The sequence below is a fragment of the Dactylosporangium roseum genome, assembly GCF_025264685.1.
Classification (GTDB): Bacteria; Actinomycetota; Actinomycetes; order Mycobacteriales; family Micromonosporaceae; genus Dactylosporangium; species Dactylosporangium roseum.
Window position 1 is genome coordinate 8105388 of record NZ_CP073721.1, and the last position, 23915, is coordinate 8129302.

Consider the following 23915-nt stretch of genomic DNA (forward strand, 5'->3'; position numbering starts at 1 on the left):
GCCGGCTGTGCGTCTTCACCCGACGACGTCGAAACACTTGCTCCACCTCCCGTGGCCGCGAAACCGTCCAACCCCCGGTTACCCCATTCCGACCGGGGAGAACCTCACGGACGTCACCGCTGCTGGTCATCGTGCACCGAACGGGCGGCCCGCACACCCGGATCCGGCAGAATGCCCGTCAGATACGGTGATGACGGAATGTCACCAATGAAAGGGAGAACTGGTGGCCGAGCAACTGTTCGCGACGCTGCACACCAACGCCGGTCCTATCCGGCTTGAGCTGTTCCCCAACCACGCGCCGAAGACGGTGCGCAACTTCGTGGAGCTCGCCGAGGGCAGCAAGGAATACACCGACCCGCGCACCGGCCAGCCGGGCTCGGGCCCGTACTACAACGGCGTCATCTTCCACCGCGTGATCGACGGCTTCATGATCCAGGGCGGCGACCCGACCGGCTCCGGCCGGGGCGGCCCCGGTTACACCTTCAACGACGAGATCCACCCGGAGCTGCACTTCAACCGGCCGTACCTGCTGGCGATGGCCAACGCGGGCACCGACCGCTTCACCGGCGGCGGGACCAACGGCTCGCAGTTCTTCGTCACGGTGGGCCCGACCCCCCACCTCAACGGCAAGCACACGATCTTCGGCGAGGTCGCCGACGACGACTCCCGCAAGGTCGTCGACCAGATCGCCGGCACGCAGACCGGCCCGGGTGACCGCCCGCGGCAGGACATCGTGATCGAGCGGGTGGAGATCGAGCGGGTCGCGTGAAGGGCTAGCCCGGAAGGGCTAGCTAACCTTGGTGCATGACTCAGCCGCCGGCGAACGTGGTCCCCGTCTGCTATCGGCACCCCGACAAAGAGACGTATGTCCGGTGCAACCGCTGTGACCGGCCGATCTGCCCGAACTGCATGAACGAGGCGTCGGTCGGCTTCCAGTGCCCGGAGTGCGTCCGCGACGGTGCCAGGTCGCAGCACCCTGCCAGGACCACGTTCGGCGGTGGATCTTCGGGCACTCAGGGCACGGTCACCATCACGCTGATCGTGCTCAATGTGATGGCGTTCCTGGCCACCATCGTCAGCGCCGGCACGGGTGCGGTGGCCGGCGGCGGCTGGGGCGGCCTGCTCAGCGGCATCACCCCGCTGCATCAGCACTTCGGCGAGCTGGGCTACGCGTCCTACGCCCCCGGCGGCGCGCCGCACGGCATCGCGGCCGGGGAGTACTACCGTCTGCTCACCGCGATGTTCCTGCACTTCGGCGTCCTGCATCTGGCGCTGAACATGTGGGGGGTGTGGGTCGTCGGCCGGCCGCTGGAAGCGGCTCTGGGCCGCGGCCGGTTCCTCGCGCTCTACCTCATCGCCGGACTGGGCGGCGGGGTCGCCGCCTACCTGTTCAGCGCGCCGAACACGATCACGGCCGGCGCCTCCGGGGCGCTCTTCGGCCTCTTCGGCGCGCTGGTCGTGGTCCTGCGCCGGCTGCGCCTGAGCATCGCCGGTGTGCTGCCGGTGCTGGTGCTCAACCTGGTGATCACCTTCTCCTTCTCGCAGATCTCAGTCGGTGGACACATCGGCGGCCTGATCACCGGCGCGCTCGCCGCCATCGGGCTGGCCTACGCGCCACAGAAGCACCGCACGCTCGTCCAGACCCTGACGATCGCGGTGCTGGCGCTCGTCCTGGTCGTGGCGGCCGTCTGGCGAACGGCAAGTCTGGTGGGCTAGTGTCGCCGCCCCCGACCTGATCCCAACGGCCTCTTCTCAACCCCGATCAGGCCGACAATTCGGGCGCGATCCTCGGAGGTGTCGCCGCCGGGGTGCGTCGGCCGGCGCGCGCTGCGGCGCGATCCGCCGCCAGGCCGCTCGATCCCACAGATCATGGGAAAGACATGGCTGCCCCGACAGCCACATCTTTCCCATGATCTGGAGTCGCCCGGCCGGACCGCGCCATCCCGGGTCCAGCGGCGATCATGAGCGACAGACACCCACCCGCACGACCGTGCGTCACCATCCCGTAGCGCAACGCGGGGATTGACAGACGACGGCGCGGCTCGACGTCGCGGCCTTGGCGCTGGCGCCCGTTCCATGTTCCTCATCGAGCCGGCGGTCACCTCGGGTGCCGCGCGGCGGTGCTCCCGGAAGGGGATGTGACCTCGAACCACTCACCCCTTGTGCCGACTGGCGGCCCGCCGACCGCGCGGACAGGGCCGGGGTACGCGCACAATCCCTGTCGGCCCGCTTGGCCGGTCCGTCAGCGGGACGGACCCTCTTGGGCGCGCCAGATCCTGCCCCGCAGCAGGGACTCGGCGCCGACCCAGACGAAGTTCATCATCCGCGTCGCGGTGTGGTCCGGGTCCTCCTCCTCGTGGTCGGCCAGCCAGTCGGCCAGGGACTCGGCGGCGCCGACGTAGGCGTAGGCCATCGCCGTGAAGTCGCCCGGGCGGGCGGGGACCGCGGCCGCGGCGCAGGCGCTCTCCAGCAGCCCGGCGACGACCTCGACGATCCGCGCCCGCATGCCGGCCAACTCGCCGGTGAACTGCGGCTCGCTGCGCGCCTGGCGGTACAGGACCCGCCAACCGTCGCGGTGGGCACCGACGAAGGCGAAGAAGGCTCGCAGGCCGTTCCACAACTGCTCGTCGGGGCGGGCGGTGGGCCGTACACCCGCTGCCACCGCCTCCATCAGGCGGGTCGCCTCCCGCCGCAGGCAGGCGACGAAGAGCTCGTCCTTGGTCCCGAGGTAGGCGTAGACCATCGGCTTGGAGATGCCGGCGACCTCCGCGATCTCGTCCATCGAGGCCGTGTGGAAGCCGCGGCGGGCGAAGACCTTGACCGCAGCGTCGAGCATCTGCTGCTCGCGGACCACGCGCGGAAGCCGTTTCAGCATCTTGCCACCTTACCTACTCGTGCGTAATGTTACGCACGAGTAGGTAAATATCAACGGAGGCCATCGCCATGACCGACCTTGACGCCCTCGGCGACTTCACCAACGTCGACCCGACGCAGTTCGCGCAGCTCGTGAAGAACGCGCCGGACTCGCAGCTCGCCGACATCATGAAGAGCGACCAGCGCGGCAAGATCCTCGACACGATCTTCTCCCGCTTCCCGGGGCTGTTCCGTCCCGACCGTGCCGGCTCGACCAACGCGGTGATCCACTGGACCATCACCGAGCGGCCCGACGGCGGCGTCGACACCTACGAGCTGGTCATCGCCAACGGCACCTGCACCCTGTCGCCGAGTCCCGACCAGGACCCGAAGCTCGCGATCACGGTCGGTCCCGTCGATTTCCTCAAGGTCGTCTCCGGCGCCGGCAACCCCATGATGATGTTCATGACCGGCAAGCTCAAGGCCAAGGGTGACCTGGGCCTGGCGGCCAACATCGCCAACCTGTTCGACATCCCGAAGCCCTGAGCCCCAGCGCGTTGATCTTGCAGTTGTGGTGCCTGACAAACCCGGACAACAACGGAGCGTCGCGGCACCACGACTGCAAGATCAACGCGGGGAGAGAGGAAGGAGGGGCGCATGCCGGAGTTCTCGCTCGACCTGAACGAGGAGCAGCGGGACCTTCGTGACTGGGTGCGCGGCTTCGCCAGCGACGTCGTTCGACCGGCCGCCGCGGAGTGGGACACCCGCGAGGAGACACCCTGGCCGATCATCCAGGAGGCGGCCAAGATCGGAGTCTACGGGTTCGAGTTCCTGGCCAACTGCTGGGCCGACCCGTCCGGGCTGTCACTGTGCCTGGCCAACGAGGAGCTGTTCTGGGGTGACGCCGGGATCGGCATGGCGATCTTCGGCACCAGCCTCGCCGTGGCCTCGATCTACGCGTCCGGGACGCCCGACCAGATGCTCGAGTGGGTGCCGCAGTGCTTCGGCGACGCGGCCGACCCGAAGGTCGCCGCGTTCTGCACGACCGAGCCCGAGGCCGGCTCCGACGTCGGCTCCATGAAGACCCGGGCACGGTACGACGAGGCCACCGACGAGTGGGTGCTCAACGGGCAGAAGGCCTACGCGACCAACGGCGGGATCGCCGATGTCCATGTCGTCACCGCGAGCGTCGACCCCGAACTCGGCTCCCGGGGACAGGCCGCCTTTGTCGTGCCACCCGGCACGCCCGGGCTCAACGGCTCGAAGAAGCTCAAGAAGCTGGGCCTGCGCGCCTCACACACGGCCGACGTCTTCCTCGACGACGTGCGGGTGCCGGGCCGCTGCCTGCTCGGCGGCAAGGACGTCCTCGACGCCCGCCTCGCCAAGGCCCGCGAAGGACGCAAGGCGCAGGGCCAGGCGGCGATGCGCACGTTCGAGCTGTCCCGTCCCGCGGTCGGCGCACAGGCGCTCGGGGTGGCCCGCGCCGCGTACGAGTACGCGCTGGACTACGCGAAGCGCCGCGTCCAGTTCGGCCGGCCGATCATCGAGAACCAGGCCGTCGCGTTCGCGCTCGCGGACATGCGGACGGAGATCGACGCCGCTCGCCTGCTGGTCTGGCGGGCCGCCTGGATGGGCCGCAACAACCGCCGGTTCGAGGCCGGCGAGGGCTCGATGAGCAAGCTCAAGGCCGGCGAGGTCGCCGTGGCCGTCACCGAGAAGGCCGTGCAGATCCTGGGTGGCGCGGGCTTCCTGCGTGAACACCCGGTCGAGCGGTGGTACCGGGACGCGAAGATCTACACGATCTTCGAGGGCACCAGCGAGATCCAGCGGCTGGTGGTGTCGCGGGCCATCTCAGGCATCTACGTTCGGTAGGGACATGACCGCGAAGAAGACATTCGTCTTGCGCACCCTTGCCCGCCGCAGGGTGCTCGCACCCGGCCGCCCCACCCGCGTCGTGCGGCAGCTCAACGCGCTGCGCAGGTGGGGCTTCGGCCTGTTCGGGGAGATGCGGTCCGCCGCCGCCCGCTCCCCGGAGCACGTCGCCGTCGTCGACGAGCGCCGCGCCGTCACCTACGGCGAGCTCGACGTGCGGGTCCGCCGCCTGGCCAACGCGCTGCGCGCCGAGCACGGCGTGGGCCCCGGCTCCCGGGTCGGGCTGCTCTGCGACAACTCGGCATACTTCGTCGAGAGCATGATGGCCGTCATCGCACTCGGCGCGCAGGCGGTGCTCGTCAACACCAGCCTGGGCAACGCGCAGCTCGAGACCGTCGCCCACGACCAGGGCCTGACGCTGCTGCTGCACGACGAGTCGCTGCTCGGCCTGCTCGCCGCGATGCCGCCGCACCTGCCCCGAGTGGCCGTCGAGCGGATCGACGGCCTCATCCGGCGTTCCCCGTCGGCCGAGCTGGAACCGTCGTCCAGCCCCGGCTCCGTCGTCGTGCTCACGTCGGGTACCACCGGAGCCCCCAAGGGCGCCAGACGGAGAAATCCCACCGGTCTCGGCCCCCTGGCCTCCGTGGTGTCGCGGATCCCCCTCAACGCCGGCGAGCGCATGTTCGTCGCGGCGCCGCTGTTCCACACCTGGGGCCTCGCCGCGCTGCAGCTCTGCCTGGCCCTGCGCGGCACCATCGTCGTCGCCCGCCGGTTCACCCCGCCGTCCGCCGTGCACGCCGTGCGCGCACACGGCTGCACGTCGCTGTTCGCGGTGCCGGTGATGCTGCAGCGGCTGCTGGAGGCGCCGGGGAAGATGCCCTCGCTGCGCGTCGTGGCGGTGTCCGGCTCGGCACTTACCGGTCCTCTCGCCACGCGGTTCATGGAGGTGTACGGCGATGTGCTCTACAACCTCTACGGCTCGACGGAGGCGTCGTGGGCGTCGATCGCCACCCCCGGCGAGCTGCGCTCCTCGCCCGGGACGGCGGGCCGCCCGCCCCACGGGACGCGCGTGGCGATCCTCGACGAGGCCGGCCGGCCGCTCCCGACGGGCGTGATCGGACGCATCTTCGTCGGCAACGACATGCTCTTCGAGGGGTACACCAACGGCACCGGCCGCGAGTCGCGCGGCAGCCTGCTGGCGACCGGCGACCTGGGGCACGTGTCCGCCGACGGCCTGCTCTTCGTCGACGGCCGCGAGGACGACATGGTGATCTCCGGAGGCGAGAACGTGTATCCCGCGGCGGTCGAGGACGTCATCGCCGAGCTGCCGCAGGTCCGTGAGGTCGCGGTGGCCGGCGTGCCGGACGAGGAGTTCGGCCAGCGGCTGGCCGCCTGGATCGCGCTGCACGAGGGCGATTGGGTGGAGCCGGACGCGGTCCGCGAATATGTGCGGCACCGCCTGGCCAGGTTCTCCGTGCCCCGCGACATCCACTTCGTGCCCGCCCTGCCCCGCAACGCCACCGGCAAGATCGTGCGCCGCCAGCTTTTTCCCAGGTAGCCCCGCTACCCTGGTTCGGTGGACGGGAGTAGTACCGGGCCGCTCCTGCGGCGGCACCGATGAGTTCAACCTGGGTCGAGCTGGCGCTCGTCATTGTGCTTACGCTGCTCAACGCGGCGTTTTCCGGCAGTGAGATGGCACTGATCTCGCTACGGGAGGGTCAGCTCCGACGGCTCGAGCGGCAGGGCAAGGCCGGCCGCACGCTCGTCCGGCTGGCCCGTGACCCCAACCGCTTCCTGGCAACCATCCAGATCGGCATCACCCTGGCCGGGTTCCTGGCCTCGGCGACGGCCGCGGTGTCGCTCTCGGCGCCGCTCGCGCCGCTGCTGAGCTTCCTCGACGGCGCCGCCGCGCCGGTCGCCATCGTGATCGTCACGCTGCTGCTGACATTCCTCACGCTGGTCATCGGTGAGCTGGCACCCAAGCGGATCGCGATGCAGCGCGCCGAGGGATGGGCGCTCGTCGTGGCCCGCCCGCTCTACGTGCTGTCCGCCCTGCTGCGGCCGGTCAACTGGGTACTCGGCAAGGCGAGCGACCTCGTCGTGCGCATGGCCGGCGCCGACCCCGACGTCCGCCAGGACGAGATCAGCCCGGAGGAGCTGCGCGACCTGGTCGCCACGCAGCGCACCTTCACCCGGCAGCAGCGCTCGATCATCTCGGGCGCCGTGGAGATCGCCGGACGGACCCTGCGCGAGGTGCTGGTGCCCCGGCCGGCGGTGTTCAGCCTGAGCGCCGACATGTCGGCCGCGCAGGCCGCCGCGTCGCTGGCCGGCACCGGTCACTCGCGGGCGCCCGTGGTGCACAACGGCGACCTCGACAGCGCGATCGGCATCGTGCATTGGGCCGATCTGATCACCGCCGACGGCATGGTGCGCAGCGTCATGCGGCCGGCGCTGCTGCTGCCCGAGTCGCTGCCGGTCGCGCAGGCGATCCAGCGGTTCAAGAGCGAGCGGCAGCAGCTCGCCCTGGTCGTCGACGAGCGCGGCGCCATCGACGGCATCGTCACTCTGGAGGACCTCATCGAGGAGGTCGTCGGCGAGATCTACGACGAGACCGACTCCGACATCCAGCAGGTCCAGCGGCGCGCCGACGGCAGCATGCTGCTGCCCGGCACCTTCCCGATCCACGACCTGCCCGACATCGGCATCGAGAACGACCACCTGCCCGGCACCGGCTACACCACGGTGGCCGGCCTGGTCCTGGCCCAGTTGGGTCACCTGCCGACGGCTCCCGGGGAGACGGTGACGGTGGAGCCGTGGACGTTCACGGTGTCCCAGATCCGCGGTCGTGCGATCACCGCCGTGACGGTCCGGCAGGACGCCCACGCGGCCGCTCACGGATAGGCCGTCAGCACGGCAGGAACGCGGTGCGCCGCGGGCGGTCGGCGAGCAAAAACAACGGCGGCACCGGATTCCGGTGCCGCCGTTGCGCGAGTCGCGGATCGGTCAGGCGACGAACTTGATGTTGCGCCGGCGACGGTAGGTCAGGAACAGCACCGCGCCGATGACCACGAGGCCGCCGCCGATGCCACTGATCAGCGGGACGTTCGAGCCGGTGACGGGAAGCTGCGGCGCGGGGGTCGGGCTCGGCGACCGAATGGCCGAGGCCCGTATCACGCTGCGTGAATGGGAACGGACACGCGGTTCTCCGCCGCGGCGAGCGCGATGTCCGTGCGGAACTGCGCCCCCTCGAAGCGCACACCGTGCACCAGTTGATATGCCGAGCGGCGCGCGTCATCCAGCGTCCCGCCGAGCGCGGTGCAGGTGAGCACACGGCCACCGTTCGTCACCAGTACGCCGTCAGACCGCCGCGCGGTGCCGGCGTGGACGACGCCGGGGACGCCGTCGGCGCCGGTGATCACGTCGCCCTTGCTGGACGACTCCGGATAGCCGGCGCTCGCCATCACGACACACACCGCGGCACCCGGGCGCCAGGCCAGCGGCGGGCCCTCGGCCAGCCGGCCGAGCGCCGCCGCCTGCAGCACACCGGCCAGTGGCGTCTCCAGGCGGGCCAGGACGACCTGCGTCTCGGGGTCGCCGAACCGGCAGTTGAACTCGATGACCTTCGGGCCGTCGGCGGTGAGCGCCAGGCCGACGTAGAGCACACCGGAGAACGGCGTCCCCCGGTGGCGCATCTCGGCCAGCGTCGGCTGCACCACCTCGGCCATCACCCGGTCGACCAGGCCGGCGGGGGCCCACGGCAGCGGCGAATACGCCCCCATGCCGCCGGTGTTGGGGCCGGCGTCCCCGTCGTGGATGCGCTTGAAGTCCTGCGCCGGCTGCAGCGGTACCGCCGCCGTGCCGTCGGTCACGACGAAGAGCGAGACCTCGGGGCCGGCGAGGTACTCCTCGACGACCACCCGCTCGCAGGCCGCGCCGTGGGCGAGGGCGGCGTCACGATCCTCCGTGACGACCACACCCTTGCCCGCGGCGAGCCCGTCGTCCTTGACCACATACGGCGGGCCGAACGCGTCCAGCGCCGCCCCGAGCTCCTCCGGGGAGGTGCACACGAACGAACGGGCCGTCGGCACGCCGGCGGCGCTCATGACGTCCTTGGCGAACGCCTTCGAGCCCTCCAGTGCCGCGGCCGCCTGGGACGGTCCGAAGCAGGGGATGCCCTTGGCCCGGACCGCATCGGAAACCCCGGCCACCAGAGGTGCCTCGGGCCCGACGACAACCAGATCGGCTCCGCTGTCGACGGCGAGCGCCGCGACGGCGGCCGGGTCGAGCGGGTCGACCTCAGCCAGCTCGCCCAGCGCCGCCATGCCCGGGTTTCCGGGCGCGCAGATCAGGGTGGTGACCGCCGGGTCCGCGGCGAGAGCAGCGGCGATGGCGTGTTCACGACCGCCGGTGCCGATGAGGAGTACGCGCACGGCCCAAGCCTAGAGCAGACTGTGGCGCACCACGTTTTCGTCCCGGCCGGGTCCCACCCCGACGATGGACACGCGGGTGCCGGCGAGCTCCTCGATCCGCTCGACATACCGCTGCGCGTTGGCCGGCAGCTCACTGAACTCCCGGGCGCCGGAGATGTCCTCCCACCAGCCGGGCAGCTCCTCGTAGATCGGGGTGGCGTGGTGGAACTCGGTCTGCGTCAACGGCATGTCGTCGGTGCGCTTGCCGTCGATCTCGTAGGCGACGCAGAGCGGCACCGTCTCCAGGCCGGACAGCACGTCGAGCTTCGTGACGACCAGGTCGGTGATGCCGTTGAGGCGGGTCGCGTATCGCGCCACGACCGCGTCATACCAGCCGGTGCGCCGCTCGCGGCCGGTCGTCGTGCCGTACTCCCGGCCGACCTTGCGCAGGTGGACACCGTTGTCGTCGAACAGCTCGGTCGGGAAGGGGCCCGAGCCGACGCGCGTCGTGTAGGCCTTGGTGACGCCGATCACCCGGTTGATCGCGGTCGGCGGGATGCCCGCGCCGACGCAGGCGCCGCCCGCGGTGGGGTTGGACGAGGTCACGAACGGATACGTGCCGTGGTCCATGTCGAGCATCGTGGCCTGCGCGCCCTCCAGCAGGACCGTCCGGCCCTCCTCCAGGCCCTTCCACAGCACCGCGCGGGTGTCGGTGATGTACGGGCGGAGCCGCTCCGCGTAGGTGAGGTACTCTTCCACCACCGCGTCGACGTCGATCTCCTTGCGGTTGTAGACCTTGAACAGCACTTGGTTGCGCTCGCGCAGCACGATTTCGAGCTTCTTGCGCAGGATGCCCGGGTCGAGCAGGTCCTGGACCCGGATGCCCATGCGCGCGACCTTGTCGCCGTAGGCCGGGCCGATGCCGCGGCCGGTGGTGCCGATGCGCGACGAGCCCAGGTAGCGCTCGACGACACGGTCGAGCGCCCGGTGATGCGGCATGATGAGATGTGCGTCACCCGAGATCATCAGGCGGGACACGTCGACGCCACGCTCGGCCAGCCCGTCGATCTCGGCCAGCAGCACCTTGGGATCGACGACCACGCCGTTGCCGATCACGATGGCCGCGTTGGGCCACAGCGCGCCGGAGGGCATGAGGTGCAGGGCAAACTTCTGCCCGTCCGGCGTCACCACGGTGTGACCCGCGTTGTTGCCACCGGAGTAGCGCACGACGTAGTCGACGCCGCCGCCAATCATGTCGGTAACCTTGCCCTTGCCCTCGTCGCCCCACTGAGCGCCGATGAGCACGATCGCTGGCATGTCTGCTCGCCCTCCAAGGCGGTCGGGTGACCCGGATGCCAGGCTAACAACCCCGAGCAGTGCCGCTTACTACGAGGAAGGCTGACAACCGTGGTCGACGTCGTGTTGCTCGCGCTGGGCGAAGGCACGGAGTGTGCCTGCGAAAACGGCGCGTGCGGCACGCGTACCCCCATTCTCGCCTGCCGCGATGCGCTGCGCATAGCGGGTGCCCAGGTCGAGACGGTGATCGCACACAACGACGCCGAGATCGACAAGGCCTTGGCCGTGGCGCCGCCCGCCCGGCTCGTCGTGGCGACCGCGGCCGACGGCCAACTGCGCGCGGTCATGCGGCGCATGGTCCGGCTCCACGCGCCGGCACCGAGCAAGCGGCCTGACACGCTGGCCGACGACCGCACCATCCCCGACCTGCCGCCCATCGGCATCCTGCCGCTCGGCCCCGACCCCACCGACCTCGCCACCCGGCTCGGCCTGCCACGCAAGCCCGCCGACGTCGCCGCGGCCGTGCTCGGCGGCCGGACCCGGCGCCTCGACCTGCTGCGCAACGACGGCGGGTCGGTGACCCTCGACGGCGCACTGCTCGGCGGGGTCACCGCGCAGGGGACCACCGGCACGTTCCTGGCGCGGGTCGAAGTGGACGACGCGATCCTGGCCGACGGCACCGAACCCGTGCTGATGTCGGTGATCGCCAACGCCTCGCGCTACGCGACCGTCGACGGTCTGCCGTTGGTCACCGCGCCTTCCCTGGAGGATGGCGTACTGGATGTGGCCGTCGCCGTGCCACGCACCGCCCGCCGCCTGTTCCGCCGCCCGCGCGTCGAGATCGAGGTGCGACGCGCCCACGGCCGGGCGGTCGCCGTGACCCCGCGCGTCGACGTCCCGTTCGTCGACGACGGCGTCGAGGGCTCCCTCAGCCGCAAGCGCTCCTGGTGGATGGAGCGCGGCGCCTGGGCCGTGTACGTGCCCTGACCTCCACCCGCCCGGATGTCGGACTTCGATCCCGTCGCATACGGTGGAGGGCGCATCGCGGGAGGTAACTGCTGTGGACGACGGGATCTGGCCACCGGACGAAGACATCGCGGGACGTCGACCGGAGCGATCCGCCGGGTCGCCGCCGGGCACGTCAGCCACACCGGAGTACGTAGGCTCGCCGTGGTCCCAGCCGCCGGGTGAAGCTTGGCCGGACGGCGTCCACCACGGACGCCCCGTGCCGCACGTGCCCCCCGCAGGCGAGCCCGTGAAACCCTCTCCGGCGATCCCGGTCTCCGGCAGCGGCGCCGTCCCGGTCTCCGGCCCGGGCGCGATCCCCGTGTCCGGCCCGGGCACCGTCCCGGCGTCAGGCGCGGCCAGCCCGGTGTCAGGCGCGGGCGCAAACCCGGTGTCAGGCAGGACCGCCACTCCAGCACCACCGCGCCTCGGCTCGCCGCAACCGCCCAACGGCGGTCCGGCGAACGTCGGCGCCCGTCCGCACGCCGCGCCGCCACCGGTCGGAGCACCGCCGCACCCCGGACGGCCGCCGCACGCCGCGCCGCTGCCGCCTGCCGGGGCGCCGCACGTCGGGGCGGGCTGGCCGGCGCAGGAGCCGTACGTTCCGCAGCCGCGGCAGGAAGAGTCGTCCGGGGGCTTCCCGCCCGATGAGGCGTACGGGCCGGTTGACGGGGCGCTGACCGTACCGCCGCTGCCACCGCTGCCGCTGCCCAACTGGTCCGACGGCAGCACGCCCACCGCCGACGAGTTCGCCCAGCGACGGCAGGCCCGGCCGGCCGACCCCGTCGCCGCACGCGGGGTCCGTGGTGCGCTGTCCAGGGGCACACTCGGCCTGGTCACGCTGCCGCCGGGGCGGCGGGAGGTCGAGTATCGGCAGTACGTGGAGATGGTGCGCCGCAACTTCGGCGGGCTCCGCCAGGTCACCGTCGTGAACCCGAAGGGCGGCGCGGGCAAGACCGTCGCCGTCCTGCTGCTCGCGATGACCTTCGGGCAGAAGCGCGGCGGCTACGTGCTGGCCTGGGACAACAACGAAACCCAGGGCACGCTCGGCATGCGGGCCCAGCAGGACTTCCACACCCGGACGGTGCGGGATCTGCTGCGGGACCTCGACCACTTCCAGGGGGCGCAGGGGCGCGTCGGCGACCTCTCCCAGTACGTCCGGGCACAGGGCGAGGGCATGTTCGACGTGCTCGCGTCCGACGAGTCGGCGACCGCGGGCGAGATGCTGACCGCACAGGCGTTCGGCGAGATCCGTGACGTGGTCAGCCGGTTCTACAAGCTGATCGTGGTCGACACCGGCAACAATGTGCGCGCCCAGAACTGGCAAGCCGCGATCGACGCGACCGACCAGCTCGTCGTGACGATGTCGGCGCGCAACGACTCCGCGGAGACCGCGTCCCGGATGCTCGACCACCTCGAACAACACGGTCGACAGCGGCTGGTGCGACAGGCGGTGACGGTGGTCTCGATGCCGCCCAGCCGGCGGCACGTCGACATACCGGCGATCACCCGGCACTTCGCGGCGCGGACGCGGACGGTGATGCTGGTGCCGTACGAGCGATTCATCGACTCCGGGGAGCCGATCCGCTACGCCGGGCTGACCTCCGCCAGCCGCGACGCCTGGTTGAAGGTCGCCGCGGCCGTTTCGGAAGGGCTCTAGCGGTTCAGTGCCGCGGTGGCCGCCGGGTCGCTGTCGTTGAGGAACTGGGCGCAGCGCTCGGCCTCCTCGGTCTCGCCGATCGCGGCGGCCGCCTGACCGAGGGCGTGGAGGGCGCGCAGGAAGCCCTGGTTGGGCTCGTGTGACCACGGGACCGGCCCGGCGCCCCGCCACCCGTTGCGACGCAGTTGGTCGAGGCCCCGGTGGTAGCCCGTGCGGGCGTACGCATACGCGGTCACCGGCTCGCCGCCCTCGATGGCCAACTCGGCGAGGCGCGCCCACGCGGCGCTGTATGTGGGGAAGGCCGCGGCAACCGCCTTGACGGCCTCTTCGGTATCGGCCTTCGCGAGCAGTTCGTCGGCGTGCGGGTCGGCCGGGAGTAGCGTCGGATCGGGCTGAGGCAGCAGGTTCTGCATGTCGGCAATTACATCAGGTCCGCCGCGAGTCGGCCGACGCCTCCGCAGAGGTGGCTAAACGGTTGAGGCCGCGTCCCGCGACCGGGGGGTGTGTGCGCCAAGGCACAGGGACTACAAATGGAAGTCCGGAGCCTCCCCAGGACCCGGTTACGCGATGGCCCGATCTTCACCGGTCGGGCCATCGTCTTGTGTCCTTTTGACAGGATGGTCGGGTGCCTACTCCGCCACCGCCTGACGTCGTCGCGCTCCACGATCACTCGCCTGACGAGATCGAGTCGCCCGCGGAACTGCTGTTCCACGTGCGCGCCGGATCGCTGGCGAACAAGACCGTGCAGGGCCTCGACCTGGCCGCCGTGGATCTGTCCACTGTGGACGTGCGCGACACGCTGTTCATCGGCTGCCACTTCAGCGAGCTCACCACGGTCGTCGACCTGCTGCTGCGCGGATCGGTGGTGGTGCCGGAGTTCGCCGGCCCGCCCTACCCGACGCACCCCTCCCAGTTGTATACGCCCGAGAACCTGTCGGCCGGTTTCGCCTCCGACGGCTTCGCCGGCATGTTCGACACCGTCGTCTACCAGCACTTCCGGGCGACGGGCGGGGCGACGCCGGAGATCCGCGAGGCGGTCGCGCAGCGGATGCACGACTCCGGCATCGACAACGCCCTAGCCAACGTCACCGCAGGCTGGATCGGTGCGCGAGGCCCGTCGGCGGCGGTCGGGATCATGGGCGGCCACGCGGTGCCGCGCGGCTCTACCGAGTTCCGCGATGCGGCCGAGTTGGCCTGGCGGCTCGCGCGTGCCGACCGCCTGGTCGTGACCGGCGGCGGCCCGGGCGTGATGGAGGCGGCCAACCTCGGCGCGTTCCTGGCCGATCACCCGCTGGAGACCCTGCGCGACGCGATCGACAAGCTGGCGACGGCGCCGGACTTCCACGATCACGATCCCTACACGGCGGTGGCTTTGGCGGTACGGTCAGCCTTCGCCCGACCCGTGCCCCCCACGCCCGACTCGGTGGAACCGGCCGACCAGACGGCGGTGGACCCGGTGACATGGGCGCGCCGCGGCGGCCTGGCCATCCCGACCTGGCTATACGGCCACGAGCCGGCCAACCTGTTCGCGGCCAAGATCGCGAAGTACTTCTCGAACGCCATCCGCGAGGACACGATTCTCCGCCTGTCCCGCGGCGGCATCGTGTTCGCGCCGGGCATGGCGGGCACGGTGCAGGAGATCTTCCAGGCCGCGACGAAGACGTTCTACGCGACGGACGGTTCGAGCGGCCCGTTCGTGTTCCTGGACGTGAAACACTGGACCGAGAAACTCCCGGTCCGCGGCCTGCTCGAACCACTGCTGGCCACGTCCCCGGTGGGCGATCTGCGCCCGTTGCTCCACATCACCGACGACGTGGCCGAGGCGGCGGAGATCTTGACGGCCTGACCCCCACTTGCATGATCCGGAAGACGCAAGGCCGCGAAGTTCAGCCGTGCGATCGCCCGTCAACCCCGGTGTTGCGCTTCGGTGCGGGTGGCGTCTGGTCGCTCGCGGTCGTCGCTGGCCCCGGGACGGCGCGCTCCGGCCCGATCCGCCGCCGGGCCGGGCGACTGCTTGATCATGGGAAAGATGTGGCTGCCCCGACAGCCGGACCCTTCCCATGATCAAGCAGTCGCCCGGCAGCGCAAAGTCTTCCGGATCATGAAACGGCTCGGGCACGGCAGGGATCGGCGCGGTGGCGGGACACTGTGGCGGGGTGGCCGCGCTCCGGGCCTGAACTTGCCACAAACTTGACTACTCTGAGTAATGTGAATGTTACTTTGGGTCCGCATGCGTAGTGGGTGCCGCATCTCCTGCAGGGGCATGCACCGCACCAGAGAGGACCCACCCTGATGTTGCTCCATCGGACCTGGCGGAAGCGGGCTTTCGCCACCACCTTGAGTGCCGCCGCCGCAACCGCCACCGTGCTGGCCGGGCTGCCGGCGCCCGCGCAGGCGGCGGCGCTCACCGGGACCATCACGATCACCTCGCCGATCGGCGGAAAGGTCGCCGCCGACACCGCCAAGCAGGTCATCCTGCTCACCGTCGCCGGACAGACGCTCTCCGAGGCACTCGTCACCAGCGTCGACCTGGGCGAGGACACCGACTGCCAGGGCATCACCAGCTACGTCGTCACCAGCCCGACGACCATCGCCGTCAAGACGCCCACCGGCGGCTGCGCGGCCACCTCGCCGGCGTTGACGGCGGGCGACAACATCGTCATCAACTTTGCCGGCTCGAACACACTGACGAAGACCGGCGGGCTGTTCCTGATCAACCCGCCGGCCATCGCGGCCCTGTCCGACAAGCCGATCATCGCCGACAACAGCTCACAGCTTCAGACGACGAACCAGGTCCAGCGCTTCGTCACGAACGGCGGGCAGATCGTGCGGGTGAAGGCGGACAGCACATATGCCTTCGACCCCCGTACGGCTGCCGGCCTCTCCGTCACGTTCAGCGGCAAGCCGGCGACCGAGGTCAAGGTCTACACCGGCGACGGAACGCAGATCCTGCCGAACACGCCGTCGGCGCCGGCCGCCGGCAACTACATGACGTTCAAGACCCCGATCGGGCTGAACGCCAACGACTCCAACATCACGATCACCCAGAACGGCGTGAGCAAGACCTTCACGACGACCGACACCGGAGTGAGCGTGGTCGCCGCGCCCACCGTCAGCACGCTGACCGTCACGTCCGGCAAGGCCAGGGGCTCGACGAACACGGTCGTCAACGGCACCGGATTCAGCAAGGTTCTGACCGACTACACGACCGGCGCGACGTGGGCGGTCCAGTTCTGCGGCGTCGCCGGCACGGTCACCGCCGTGAACGCCACCGGCACGGCGATCACGGTCACCACCCCGGACGTGACCGACACCAACCCCGGCCTCGGCTCGGGGATCTTCGCCGGTACGTGCGGCGTGCGCGTCGTCGACGTCACGAACTCGATCAGCAGCCCGCTCACCCCGGGCAGCTACTTCAACTTCCTCGCGGAGTAGGCGACCACGAAGAGCCGAGCAGGCGACCACGAAGAACGGCCCGGCACCCTTCGCGTGAAGGGGCCGGGCCGCGGTGCCGTCAGACCTACTTCGACAGGGTCGTGCCGGTCGAGCGCAGGTGCTCGCACGCCTCGACGACACGCTGCGCCATGCCGGCCTCGGCGGCCTTGCCCCAGGCGCGCGGGTCGTACGTCTTCTTGTTGCCGACCTCGCCGTCGACCTTGAGCACACCGTCGTAGTTGGTGAACATGTGCGCGGCGACGGGACGGGTGAAGGCGTACTGCGTGTCGGTGTCGATGTTCATCTTGACCACGCCGTAGTCGAGCGCCTCCCGGATCTCCGAGAGCAGCGAGCCCGACCCGCCGTGGAAGACGAGCGAGAGCGGCTTCTCCTTGCCGTACTTCGCGCTGACCGCGTCCTGGATCTGCTTGAGGATCTCGGGGCGGAGCTTGACGTTGCCCGGCTTGTAGACGCCGTGCACGTTGCCGAAGGTCAGGGCGGCCATGTAGCGGCCCTTCTCGCCGAGACCGAGCGCCTCGACCGTGGCCAGGCCATCCTCGACGGTGGTGTAGAGCTTCTCGTCGATCGCGCCGACGACACCGTCCTCCTCGCCGCCGACGACGCCGACCTCGATCTCCAGCACGATCTTGGCCGCGGCGGTCCGCGCCAGCAGCTCCTCGGCGATCTGGAGGTTTTCGGCGAGCGGCACCGCCGAGCCGTCCCACATGTGGGACTGGAACAGCGGGTCTTCGCCCTTGGCGACGCGCTCCTGCGAGATCGCGAGCAGCGGCCGGACGAACTTGTCGAGCTTGTCCTTCGGGCAGTGGTCGGTGTGGAGGGCCACGTTGACCGAGTACTTCTTGGCTACCTCGTGCGCATAGGCGGCGAACGCGACCGAGCCGGTGATCATGTCCTTGACGGTCGGGCCGGAGAGGTATTCGGCGCCACCGGTCGAAACCTGGATGATGCCGTCGCTCTCGGCCTCGGCGAAGCCGCGCAGGGCCGCGTTGAGCGTCTGCGACGACGAGACGTTGATCGCCGGGTAGGCGAACGCGCCGGCCTTGGCACGGTCGAGCATCTCGGCGTAGACATCGGGCGAGGCGATGGGCATGACGGCGCTCCTTGGCTGTCTGGATCGTGCGGTATGGAGCCGACAGTCACGGCTCCACGCGGACCGCGCTGTCCTGCACGAAGTATCTCGCAGCGCCCACCGTCCACCGACGCCGGGTGACGGCACGGGGTCGCAATGGGAGGTATTCGTCCAGCTCGGAGGCGAACCGGACGATTCAGTCGTACGGTTGAGGGCGGCCGAGGAGGAGCGACGACCACAGGGAGAGTGCGGCGATGACCCAGCCTGACGAGGAACTGGTGACGCTCGATGACCGGCTCGACCCCGACACCCGGGACCCTGAGGCGCCACCCGCGGACGCCGCGGAGCAGGCGCTGCCTGCCAACCCCCTGGACCGGCCGGCCACGACACACCCCATGCCGTGGGAGGCGAACGAATACGACGCCGTCGAGCAGGACCGCGTGGTCGACCTGGACGACGAATACCGGTAGCCGTCGCGGTGCCCAGGGCCGTGAACCGGTCGGCCGCGGCACCGGACCGCACCACCGGGTCGTCTGTCGAGCCATGGCCGCCTGACACGTGGCCGAGCTGGATCGGCTAGGGAATCAGCGGAGGGTGGTCGGGGTCGAGCAGACCGCGGTCGAGCAGCTCGGTGTAGAGCGGCGTCGTCTCCGGATAGTGGCCCCACGAATGGTCGCCGTCGCTGCCGCCGACACCGCCGAGCAACTGCTGCTGGACCGGGTTGAGCCGCGCCCACCAGGGCTTGCCGGGCAGCGCGCCGACCTCGTCGCGGATGCTGATCCAGCGGTACGTGTAGCCGAGGAACACGCACTTGCGCGTGATCTTCGAGAGGTTGTCCGAGCGGGCGTGCCAGATCCGCCGGTCGAAGAACACCACGTCGCCGGCGTTGACGGTGACCTGCCGCGCACCGTCCGGGGTCGGCCACGGCACGTCGCGCTTCGGCGGGCCGGGCAGCCAGTTCGTCTTGTGACTGCCGGGGATCAGGGTCAGGTTGCCACGACCGGTCCGCGAGACGTCCGACAGCCAGTAGGCGAGCTTCACCGAGAGGCGAGGCCGCGGATCGGTCTCCAGCTCGCGGTTCTGCCGGCCGCCGTCCTGGTGCCAGTGCCACCAGTCGGGCTTCGGCGCGGTCAGCGGCGGGTGCACGTCGAGGTGCGAGTGGTAGATGTGGATGTTCCATCCGAGGACCGACCAGACCAGCGGGAACGTCGCGGGATGGTCGATCAGGTCGACGAGTTCCGGGCAGTTGGCCACCGCGCTGAGCAGATGCAGCGAACCGTCGGATGCGCGCGGGTGCCCGGCGTGGGCGGCGTCGAGCACGGAGGAGTAGTGACGCACCTCGTCGGGGCTGAGGACACCCCGCAACACGAGGTAACCGTCCGTGTCGAACTGTTCGCGCTGCTCGCTGGTCATCGGTGTCCAGGTCGGCGCGGCCGTCGTCGTGACTGACATGGCCCCGTAATCTCCAAGTTCCGGCGCCGTCCGCAGGCGCCTCCAACCCACTGACGGGTTCGGGGGACCGCTCCAGCGGTCGTCCGTTCGGCCATGGTCTTCTGGACAGTCCGCGCGCAACGGATGACGCGTCTATACCGTCAGTGACGCCGCCAGGTAGCCGACGACCCGGCCCCGGGGCCCGCCCTCGTCGGCCGAGGTCGCGAGATGGAGGACGGTCGCTGAGCGCCGGTTCGAGGCGGCCCAGGCGAGCAGGCCGCGCAGCGCGTGCCGGCCGCACGCGTCCCGGGAGCCGATGCGGGTCGGGGAGAGCGCGACGATGGCCGCCACGGTGGCCACGTCACGCAGCCGCGCCTCCTCCTCGGTGAGGTAGTGCGACAGGTCGGTGCTGCACAGCACAACCGTGTCCGGCCGGCTCACGGCCGCCACCACGGTGGCGATGTGCTCCGCTGTGGACTGTCCGATGCAGATCGGCAGCAGCCGCACGTCCGGGAGCTGTTGCAGGAACGGTGCCTGCACCTCGATCGAGTGCTCCGGCGCGTGTGGCCGGTCGTCGGCGATCGCGAGCCGGCGCGCGACGAGCTCACGCGCGCCGTCGGTGTCGATCGCGATCGGCCCGAGCGGCGTGGCCCAGCGCCCGTCGGTGGGCACGGCGGCGCCGCGCAGGGGCACACGGTGAGCCGGGCCGAGGACGGCGACCCGGGCGGGCCTGCGGACCATCAGGCGCCGGTAGACGTGCGCCGCGGTGCGGCCGGACCACCGGTACCCGGCGTGCGGGACGATGTAGGCGTCGGCGCCGTCGGCGGACGGTTCCGGGACCGACGAGAGCAGGTCGTCGACCATTGCCTGCAGATGCGACGGCGAGGCCGGGTAGAAGGTGCCGGCCACCGCCGGTCGCCTCATCCGATGCTCACCGGCAGGCGGCGCCGCCCCCACCCACCGGGCGGTCCGTCGAACACGCCGGGGATGGCATGTCCACAGAGGACGCAGTGACCGTCGTCGGTGAGCTCGTAGGAGCGCAGATCGTACCAGTCGCGGACGACGACGGGCGTCGCGCAGCCGGGGCAGCGCGTCGACTGGCCGTCGGGGTCGTGGACGTTGCCGGTGTAGACATACCGCAAACCGGCGTCGAGGGCGATCTTCCGTGCCCGGGTCAGCGTCTCTGGCGGGGTGCGCGGGACGTCACGCATCTTGAAGTCGGGGTGGAACGCGGAGAAGTGCAGCGGCACGTCGGGTCCGAGGTGCTCGGCGAACCACGCGCACTGGCGGCGCAGCTCGTCGTCGCTGTCGTTGCGCTCCGGGATCAGCAGCGTCGTCACCTCGAACCAGACGTCGGTGGTCCGGAGGTACTCCAGGGTGTCGAGCACGGCGCCGAGCCTGGCGAAGGTGATCTTCTCGTAGAACCGGTCGCTGAACGCCTTCAGGTCGATGTTGGCGGCGTCGATGTGCCGGTAGAACTCCTCCCGCGGCGCCGGGTTCACGTATCCGGCCGACACCGCGACGGCCTTGATCCCGCGGGCCCGGCAGGCGTCGGCGACGTCCATCGCGTATTCCATGAAGATGACCGGGTCGTTGTAGGTGAACGCGACCGAACGGCAGCCCAGCCGCTGCGCCGCCGCGGCCAGATCCTCCGGCCCGGCCGAGGCGGCGAGGGTGTCGATCTCGCGGCTCTTCGAGATGTCCCAGTTCTGGCAGAAGCGGCAGCCCAGATTGCAGCCGGCGGTGCCGAACGACAGGACCGGCGAGCCCGGCAGGAAGTGGTTGAGCGGCTTCTTCTCGATCGGATCGACGCAGAACCCGGACGACCGGCCGTAGGTGGTCAGGACGATCTTGTCGCCGGCGCGCTCCCGCACGAAGCAGAAGCCGCGTTGCCCCTCGTGGAGGCGGCAGGCCCGTGGGCACACGTCGCATTGCACCCGGCCGTCCTCCAACCGGTGCCAGTGCGTGGTGGGCACCACTGCCATACACCGACTGTACGCCCGGAAAAACCAGCGGTACCGGCGAAAGAACCGCGTCTTCGTGACCTCGGGCGCAAACGTGGCCTTGCCCTGCGCGAGCGGGGGCTGGGCGTCGCCGCGCTCGACCCGCTGGCCGAGAGCGCCGCCGCGGGGCGGGTCCACCAGCCGGTTTTCGCGGTACTCGCATGTGAAAGCAAGCCGGTGGATCCACGGCTGTAGCGTGGCTCACGTACGCTGGTTCGCCGTGGAAGAAAAGACGCGCGCCTTCGGCGACCTGCTCTCCCTCAACCCGCTTGACGCGAAGGGACTGCTGAGCACGTTCGGCGTGATCGGCGTCTGGGTCATCATGTTCGTGGAGACGGGCCTCCTCGTGGGCTTCTTCTTCCCCGGAGACTCGTTGCTGTTCCTCGCCGGCGTCGCCTCGTCGCCCGCCGCGACCGACCTGCTGGGCACCCAGCTCAGCCTGCCACAACTGCTCGTCGGCGCACCGATCTGCGCGATCGTCGGTGCGCAACTGGGCCACTTCCTCGGCGCCCGCTACGGCCGGCAGATGTTCGACCGGCCCAACTCCAAGATCTTCAAGAAGGCGTACGTCGAGAAGGCCGAGTACTACTTCGCGAAGTTCGGCCCGGCCAAGGCCGTGGTCCTCGCCCGGTTCATCCCGATCGTGCGCACCTTCCTCAACCCGGTCGCCGGCGTCGTCGGCATGCCGGCCCGGCAGTTCTTCCTGTGGAACGTCATCGGCGGCATCCTGTGGACCGACGGCATCATCTTCATCGGCTGGGCGCTGGCGAAGCAGATCCGCGAGCTGATCCCGCCGGAGAAGATCGACACCTATCTGCTGCCGGCGGTGCTGTTCATCGTGCTGCTCTCGGCGATGCCGATCTTCATCGAGATCTTCAGGGGCTGGCGGGAGCGCCGCCGCGGTCACGCCGCCGCAGCGGCGCCGGGCGCCCAGGAGGGCACCCGCCGTCCGGGCGCCCACCGCGTCCCGGAGTAGTGCCCAGCCGGACCTGATCAACGCCTACCGCAAGATCTGCTCGGGTCCCGGACCACGAACGGCCGGCCTCCGGTGGTGGCGGTCTCGTCTGTCTCGTCGGTCCTGCCTGTTGACATCGAGCCTGATGGCGGAGAGCCACATGGCGACCTCGCGCACGGCGCGAGCGACTCCGGGTGGCCGCTACGCGGTGGCGTTCTCGGCGTCCAGCCAGGTCGTAGGCAGTGGCTCGGGGGTGCGGCCGAGCAGCAACGCACGGTACGTCATCCGGGCGGCCTCCTCCAGATAGAAGGCGCGCTTGTGGGCCAGCTCGATCGAGTCGGCGATCACCGAGCAGCCGTGGCGGGACAGCACGACGCAGTTGGTGCCGTCGGAGCAGGCCTTGGCCGCGAGGGTGCCCACCTCGGGGCGGCCGGGCGGGATGAAGGGCATGGTGGCGACCCGCCGCAGGTAGAAGGCGTGGTCGGTGGTGAGGATCTGGATCGGCGCACCGATCGCGTCGAGCAGCAGGACGGTCTGCGGGTGCAGGTGCACAACCGCGTTGACGTCGGGGCGGGCGCGATAGGTGGCGAGGTGGAGCGCGAGCTCCGATGACGGCGCGGCCTTGGCGTCGGACGAAGTCCTGTCAAGTGCCGCGCCGTCGCTGATTCGGATCCGAACGAATGAACCGCGGTCGAGTCGGTCGAGCCATGTCCCGGCCGCGGTTATCCAGCATTCGTCGGCGCCCGGCGCTCGGGCGGAAAGGTTGCCGCCCGAGCCCACCACGAGTCCGGCCTGCACGACCGCGTGCCCGACGTGGGCGAGTTGATCGCGCAGATCACCGGTCTCGTTGTTCTGCAAGGCCTTACCGAGGAGCCTTCTTGGTCGCACGCTTGCGCGGCGGCGTGAGAAGGTCGGCGATGGTGCCGATCGCGGAGGGCACCAGGCGGTAGAACGCCCACACACCCCGCTTTTCGCGCTCCAGCAGCCCGGCCTCGGTCAGGATTCGCAGGTGATGGCTCACCGTCGGCTGCGAGAGGCCGAGCGGGGCCGTAAGGTCACAAACACATGCCTCGCCGTCGGGTGCCGACTGGATCAGGCTCAAGAGCCGGAGTCGGGCCGGGTCGGCAAGTGCCTTCAGGACGCCGGCAAGACGCTCGGCATCGGCGCGGTCAATCGGCTCGCCGGCAAGCGGCGAGATCTGGGGCAGGGTCATCTCAGCCAGCGCAGTTCCCACGTTTTCCATCCTTCCACCAACACCATCGATCCGCCTGCATATGCGCAGGTCCGAATCGACAATTTTTCAGCCCTGTTGGCCGAGGTCGGCCAACGAAAATACTGAGCGATAGCTCAGCCCCGCGGCGCGAACCGCCTTTTCCGCGCCACGATCGACGATAACGGCCACACCGACCACTTCGGCGCCGGCCTCGCGGAGCGCCTCCACGGCCGTGAGGACGCTTCCCCCTGTTGTGGAGGTGTCTTCCACCGCCAGTACGCGTCGGCCGGCAACGTCGGGTCCCTCGATCCGACGTTGCAGACCATGAGCTTTATCACTCTTTCGGACGACGAACGCGTCGAGCGTCCGCCCACCACGGGCAGCCGCCGCATGCAACATCGCGGTGGCCACCGGGTCCGCGCCGAGGGTCAGCCCTCCCACGGCGTCGAACTCCCAATCGTCGACCAGATCCAGCAGAACCCGGCCGACGAGCGGTGCACCAGCATGGTGCAGCGTCAAGCGACGAAGGTCCACGTACCAGTCGGCAACTTGTCCTGACGACAGCGTCACCCGTCCGCGCACAACGGCGAGATCACGCACGAGTTTCAGCAGGTCGTCACGGTCGGTCATGACCGAAAGCGTACGCGCTCAAACGCCTCGGCGAATCGATGACCCGCACTCTCGCACCAATTT

General features: G+C 70.2%; 23 protein-coding genes and 2 pseudogenes. 13 read left to right on the forward strand and 12 right to left on the reverse strand.

Translation table 11 applies throughout. The features are described 5' to 3' along the window. Positions 1-223: 223 nt before the first annotated feature. Together Drose_RS38175 and Drose_RS38180 are read left to right on the forward strand one after the other, a co-directional pair. Positions 224-769, forward strand: coding sequence for a peptidylprolyl isomerase (locus tag Drose_RS38175; RefSeq protein WP_260726047.1), 546 nt, complete (start codon positions 224-226; stop codon positions 767-769). A gap of 35 nt (positions 770-804) precedes the next feature. Then, positions 805-1716, forward strand: coding sequence for a rhomboid family intramembrane serine protease (locus tag Drose_RS38180; protein WP_260726048.1), 912 nt, complete (start codon positions 805-807; stop codon positions 1714-1716). A 526-nt stretch (positions 1717-2242) separates the two neighbouring features. On the opposite strand, the gene Drose_RS38185 is transcribed toward Drose_RS38180, so the two are convergent. Beyond that, entirely contained in the window at positions 2243-2875 is a 633-nt protein-coding gene (locus Drose_RS38185; protein WP_260726049.1) for a TetR/AcrR family transcriptional regulator, read from the reverse strand. A gap of 68 nt (positions 2876-2943) precedes the next feature. Between Drose_RS38185 and Drose_RS38190 the strand changes: the two genes are divergently transcribed. The 4 genes from Drose_RS38190 (at position 2944) to Drose_RS38205 (ending at position 7626) form a co-directional block, all read left to right on the forward strand. After that, positions 2944-3399: an SCP2 sterol-binding domain-containing protein gene (locus Drose_RS38190; protein WP_260726050.1), complete on the forward strand. Its 456-nt coding sequence runs from the start codon at positions 2944-2946 to the stop codon at positions 3397-3399. 111 nt (positions 3400-3510) lie between these two features. Then, the gene (locus tag Drose_RS38195) at positions 3511-4725 is read left to right on the forward strand and encodes an acyl-CoA dehydrogenase family protein (RefSeq protein WP_260726051.1); all 1215 of its coding nucleotides are present in this window, start codon (positions 3511-3513) and stop codon (positions 4723-4725) included. Positions 4726-4729: 4 nt separating this feature from the next. Further along, positions 4730-6283, forward strand: coding sequence for an AMP-binding protein (locus tag Drose_RS38200; RefSeq protein WP_260726052.1), 1554 nt, complete (start codon positions 4730-4732; stop codon positions 6281-6283). 59 nt (positions 6284-6342) lie between these two features. Further along, on the forward strand, positions 6343-7626 hold the full coding sequence (locus Drose_RS38205; RefSeq protein WP_260726053.1) for a hemolysin family protein: 1284 nt from the start codon (positions 6343-6345) through the stop codon (positions 7624-7626). Positions 7627-7728: 102 nt separating this feature from the next. On the opposite strand, the gene Drose_RS38210 is transcribed toward Drose_RS38205, so the two are convergent. The 3 genes from Drose_RS38210 to Drose_RS38220 are packed head-to-tail and all read right to left on the reverse strand — an operon-like array spanning position 7729 to position 10451. Then, complete coding sequence (locus tag Drose_RS38210; RefSeq protein ID WP_260726054.1) at positions 7729-7899, reverse strand: LPXTG cell wall anchor domain-containing protein; 171 nt, start codon at positions 7897-7899, stop codon at positions 7729-7731. Further along, positions 7896-9155 (reverse strand): phosphoribosylamine--glycine ligase, encoded by a 1260-nt coding sequence (purD, locus tag Drose_RS38215; RefSeq protein WP_260726055.1) that lies wholly within the window; start codon positions 9153-9155, stop codon positions 7896-7898. The genes Drose_RS38210 and purD overlap by 4 nt, the downstream gene beginning before the upstream one ends. Before the next feature lie 9 nt (positions 9156-9164). Beyond that, a complete protein-coding gene (locus tag Drose_RS38220) occupies positions 9165-10451 on the reverse strand; it encodes an adenylosuccinate synthase (RefSeq protein ID WP_260726056.1) in 1287 nt (428 codons plus the stop codon). Between the two features lie 90 nt (positions 10452-10541). Between Drose_RS38220 and Drose_RS38225 the strand changes: the two genes are divergently transcribed. Continuing rightward, positions 10542-11417 carry a diacylglycerol kinase family protein gene (locus Drose_RS38225; protein ID WP_390891286.1) on the forward strand — a complete coding sequence of 292 codons (876 nt, stop codon included), beginning with the start codon at positions 10542-10544 and terminating at the stop codon, positions 11415-11417. Positions 11418-11778: 361 nt separating this feature from the next. Beyond that, positions 11779-13095 (forward strand): annotated as a pseudogene (locus Drose_RS38230) (MinD/ParA family ATP-binding protein); the annotation flags it as partial. Here the strand turns inward: Drose_RS38230 and Drose_RS38235 are convergent. Further along, entirely contained in the window at positions 13092-13508 is a 417-nt protein-coding gene (locus tag Drose_RS38235) for a DUF3151 domain-containing protein (RefSeq protein ID WP_260726057.1), read from the reverse strand. The pseudogene Drose_RS38230 and the gene Drose_RS38235 overlap by 4 nt on opposite strands. A gap of 212 nt (positions 13509-13720) precedes the next feature. Here Drose_RS38235 and Drose_RS38240 point away from each other — a divergent pair, with 212 nt between their 5' ends. Continuing rightward, complete coding sequence (locus tag Drose_RS38240; RefSeq protein ID WP_260726058.1) at positions 13721-14941, forward strand: LOG family protein; 1221 nt, start codon at positions 13721-13723, stop codon at positions 14939-14941. A 446-nt stretch (positions 14942-15387) separates the two neighbouring features. Further along, positions 15388-16530 (forward strand): hypothetical protein, encoded by a 1143-nt coding sequence (locus tag Drose_RS38245; RefSeq protein WP_260726059.1) that lies wholly within the window; start codon positions 15388-15390, stop codon positions 16528-16530. Between the two features lie 85 nt (positions 16531-16615). Here Drose_RS38245 and fbaA read toward each other — a convergent pair whose 3' ends face one another. Further along, complete coding sequence (gene fbaA / locus Drose_RS38250) at positions 16616-17641, reverse strand: class II fructose-bisphosphate aldolase (protein WP_260726060.1); 1026 nt, start codon at positions 17639-17641, stop codon at positions 16616-16618. A 233-nt stretch (positions 17642-17874) separates the two neighbouring features. On the opposite strand from fbaA, the gene Drose_RS38255 reads away from it, so the two are divergent. Beyond that, a complete protein-coding gene (locus Drose_RS38255; RefSeq protein WP_260726061.1) occupies positions 17875-18090 on the forward strand; it encodes a hypothetical protein in 216 nt (71 codons plus the stop codon). Positions 18091-18196: 106 nt separating this feature from the next. Here the strand turns inward: Drose_RS38255 and Drose_RS38260 are convergent, their stop codons facing one another. The 3 genes from Drose_RS38260 to amrS all read right to left on the reverse strand — a co-directional run bounded on the left by Drose_RS38260 (position 18197) and on the right by amrS (position 21036). Beyond that, the gene (locus tag Drose_RS38260) at positions 18197-19072 is read right to left on the reverse strand and encodes a phytanoyl-CoA dioxygenase family protein (RefSeq protein WP_260726062.1); all 876 of its coding nucleotides are present in this window, start codon (positions 19070-19072) and stop codon (positions 18197-18199) included. A 132-nt stretch (positions 19073-19204) separates the two neighbouring features. Continuing rightward, complete coding sequence (amrB, locus tag Drose_RS38265) at positions 19205-19975, reverse strand: AmmeMemoRadiSam system protein B (RefSeq protein ID WP_260726063.1); 771 nt, start codon at positions 19973-19975, stop codon at positions 19205-19207. Continuing rightward, complete coding sequence (gene amrS / locus Drose_RS38270) at positions 19972-21036, reverse strand: AmmeMemoRadiSam system radical SAM enzyme (protein WP_260726064.1); 1065 nt, start codon at positions 21034-21036, stop codon at positions 19972-19974. Before amrS ends, amrB begins: the two co-directional genes overlap by 4 nt. 48 nt (positions 21037-21084) lie before the next feature. Between amrS and Drose_RS38275 the strand changes: the two are divergent. Both Drose_RS38275 and Drose_RS38280 read left to right on the forward strand, forming a co-directional pair. Continuing rightward, a pseudogene (locus tag Drose_RS38275) lies at positions 21085-21249 on the forward strand (hypothetical protein); the annotation flags it as partial. Between the two features lie 25 nt (positions 21250-21274). Continuing rightward, entirely contained in the window at positions 21275-22030 is a 756-nt protein-coding gene (locus Drose_RS38280; protein ID WP_260726065.1) for a DedA family protein, read from the forward strand. Positions 22031-22210: 180 nt separating this feature from the next. Here the strand turns inward: Drose_RS38280 and Drose_RS38285 are convergent, their stop codons facing one another. Genes Drose_RS38285 through pyrE form a run of 3 tightly spaced genes read right to left on the reverse strand, consistent with a single transcriptional unit; the run spans position 22211 to position 23852 of the window. Then, entirely contained in the window at positions 22211-22867 is a 657-nt protein-coding gene (locus Drose_RS38285; RefSeq protein ID WP_260726066.1) for a class II aldolase/adducin family protein, read from the reverse strand. A gap of 4 nt (positions 22868-22871) precedes the next feature. Further along, positions 22872-23252 (reverse strand): ArsR/SmtB family transcription factor, encoded by a 381-nt coding sequence (locus Drose_RS38290; RefSeq protein WP_190248465.1) that lies wholly within the window; start codon positions 23250-23252, stop codon positions 22872-22874. Between the two features lie 57 nt (positions 23253-23309). Then, positions 23310-23852 carry an orotate phosphoribosyltransferase gene (pyrE, locus tag Drose_RS38295; RefSeq protein ID WP_259860457.1) on the reverse strand — a complete coding sequence of 181 codons (543 nt, stop codon included), beginning with the start codon at positions 23850-23852 and terminating at the stop codon, positions 23310-23312. Positions 23853-23915 lie beyond the last annotated feature (63 nt).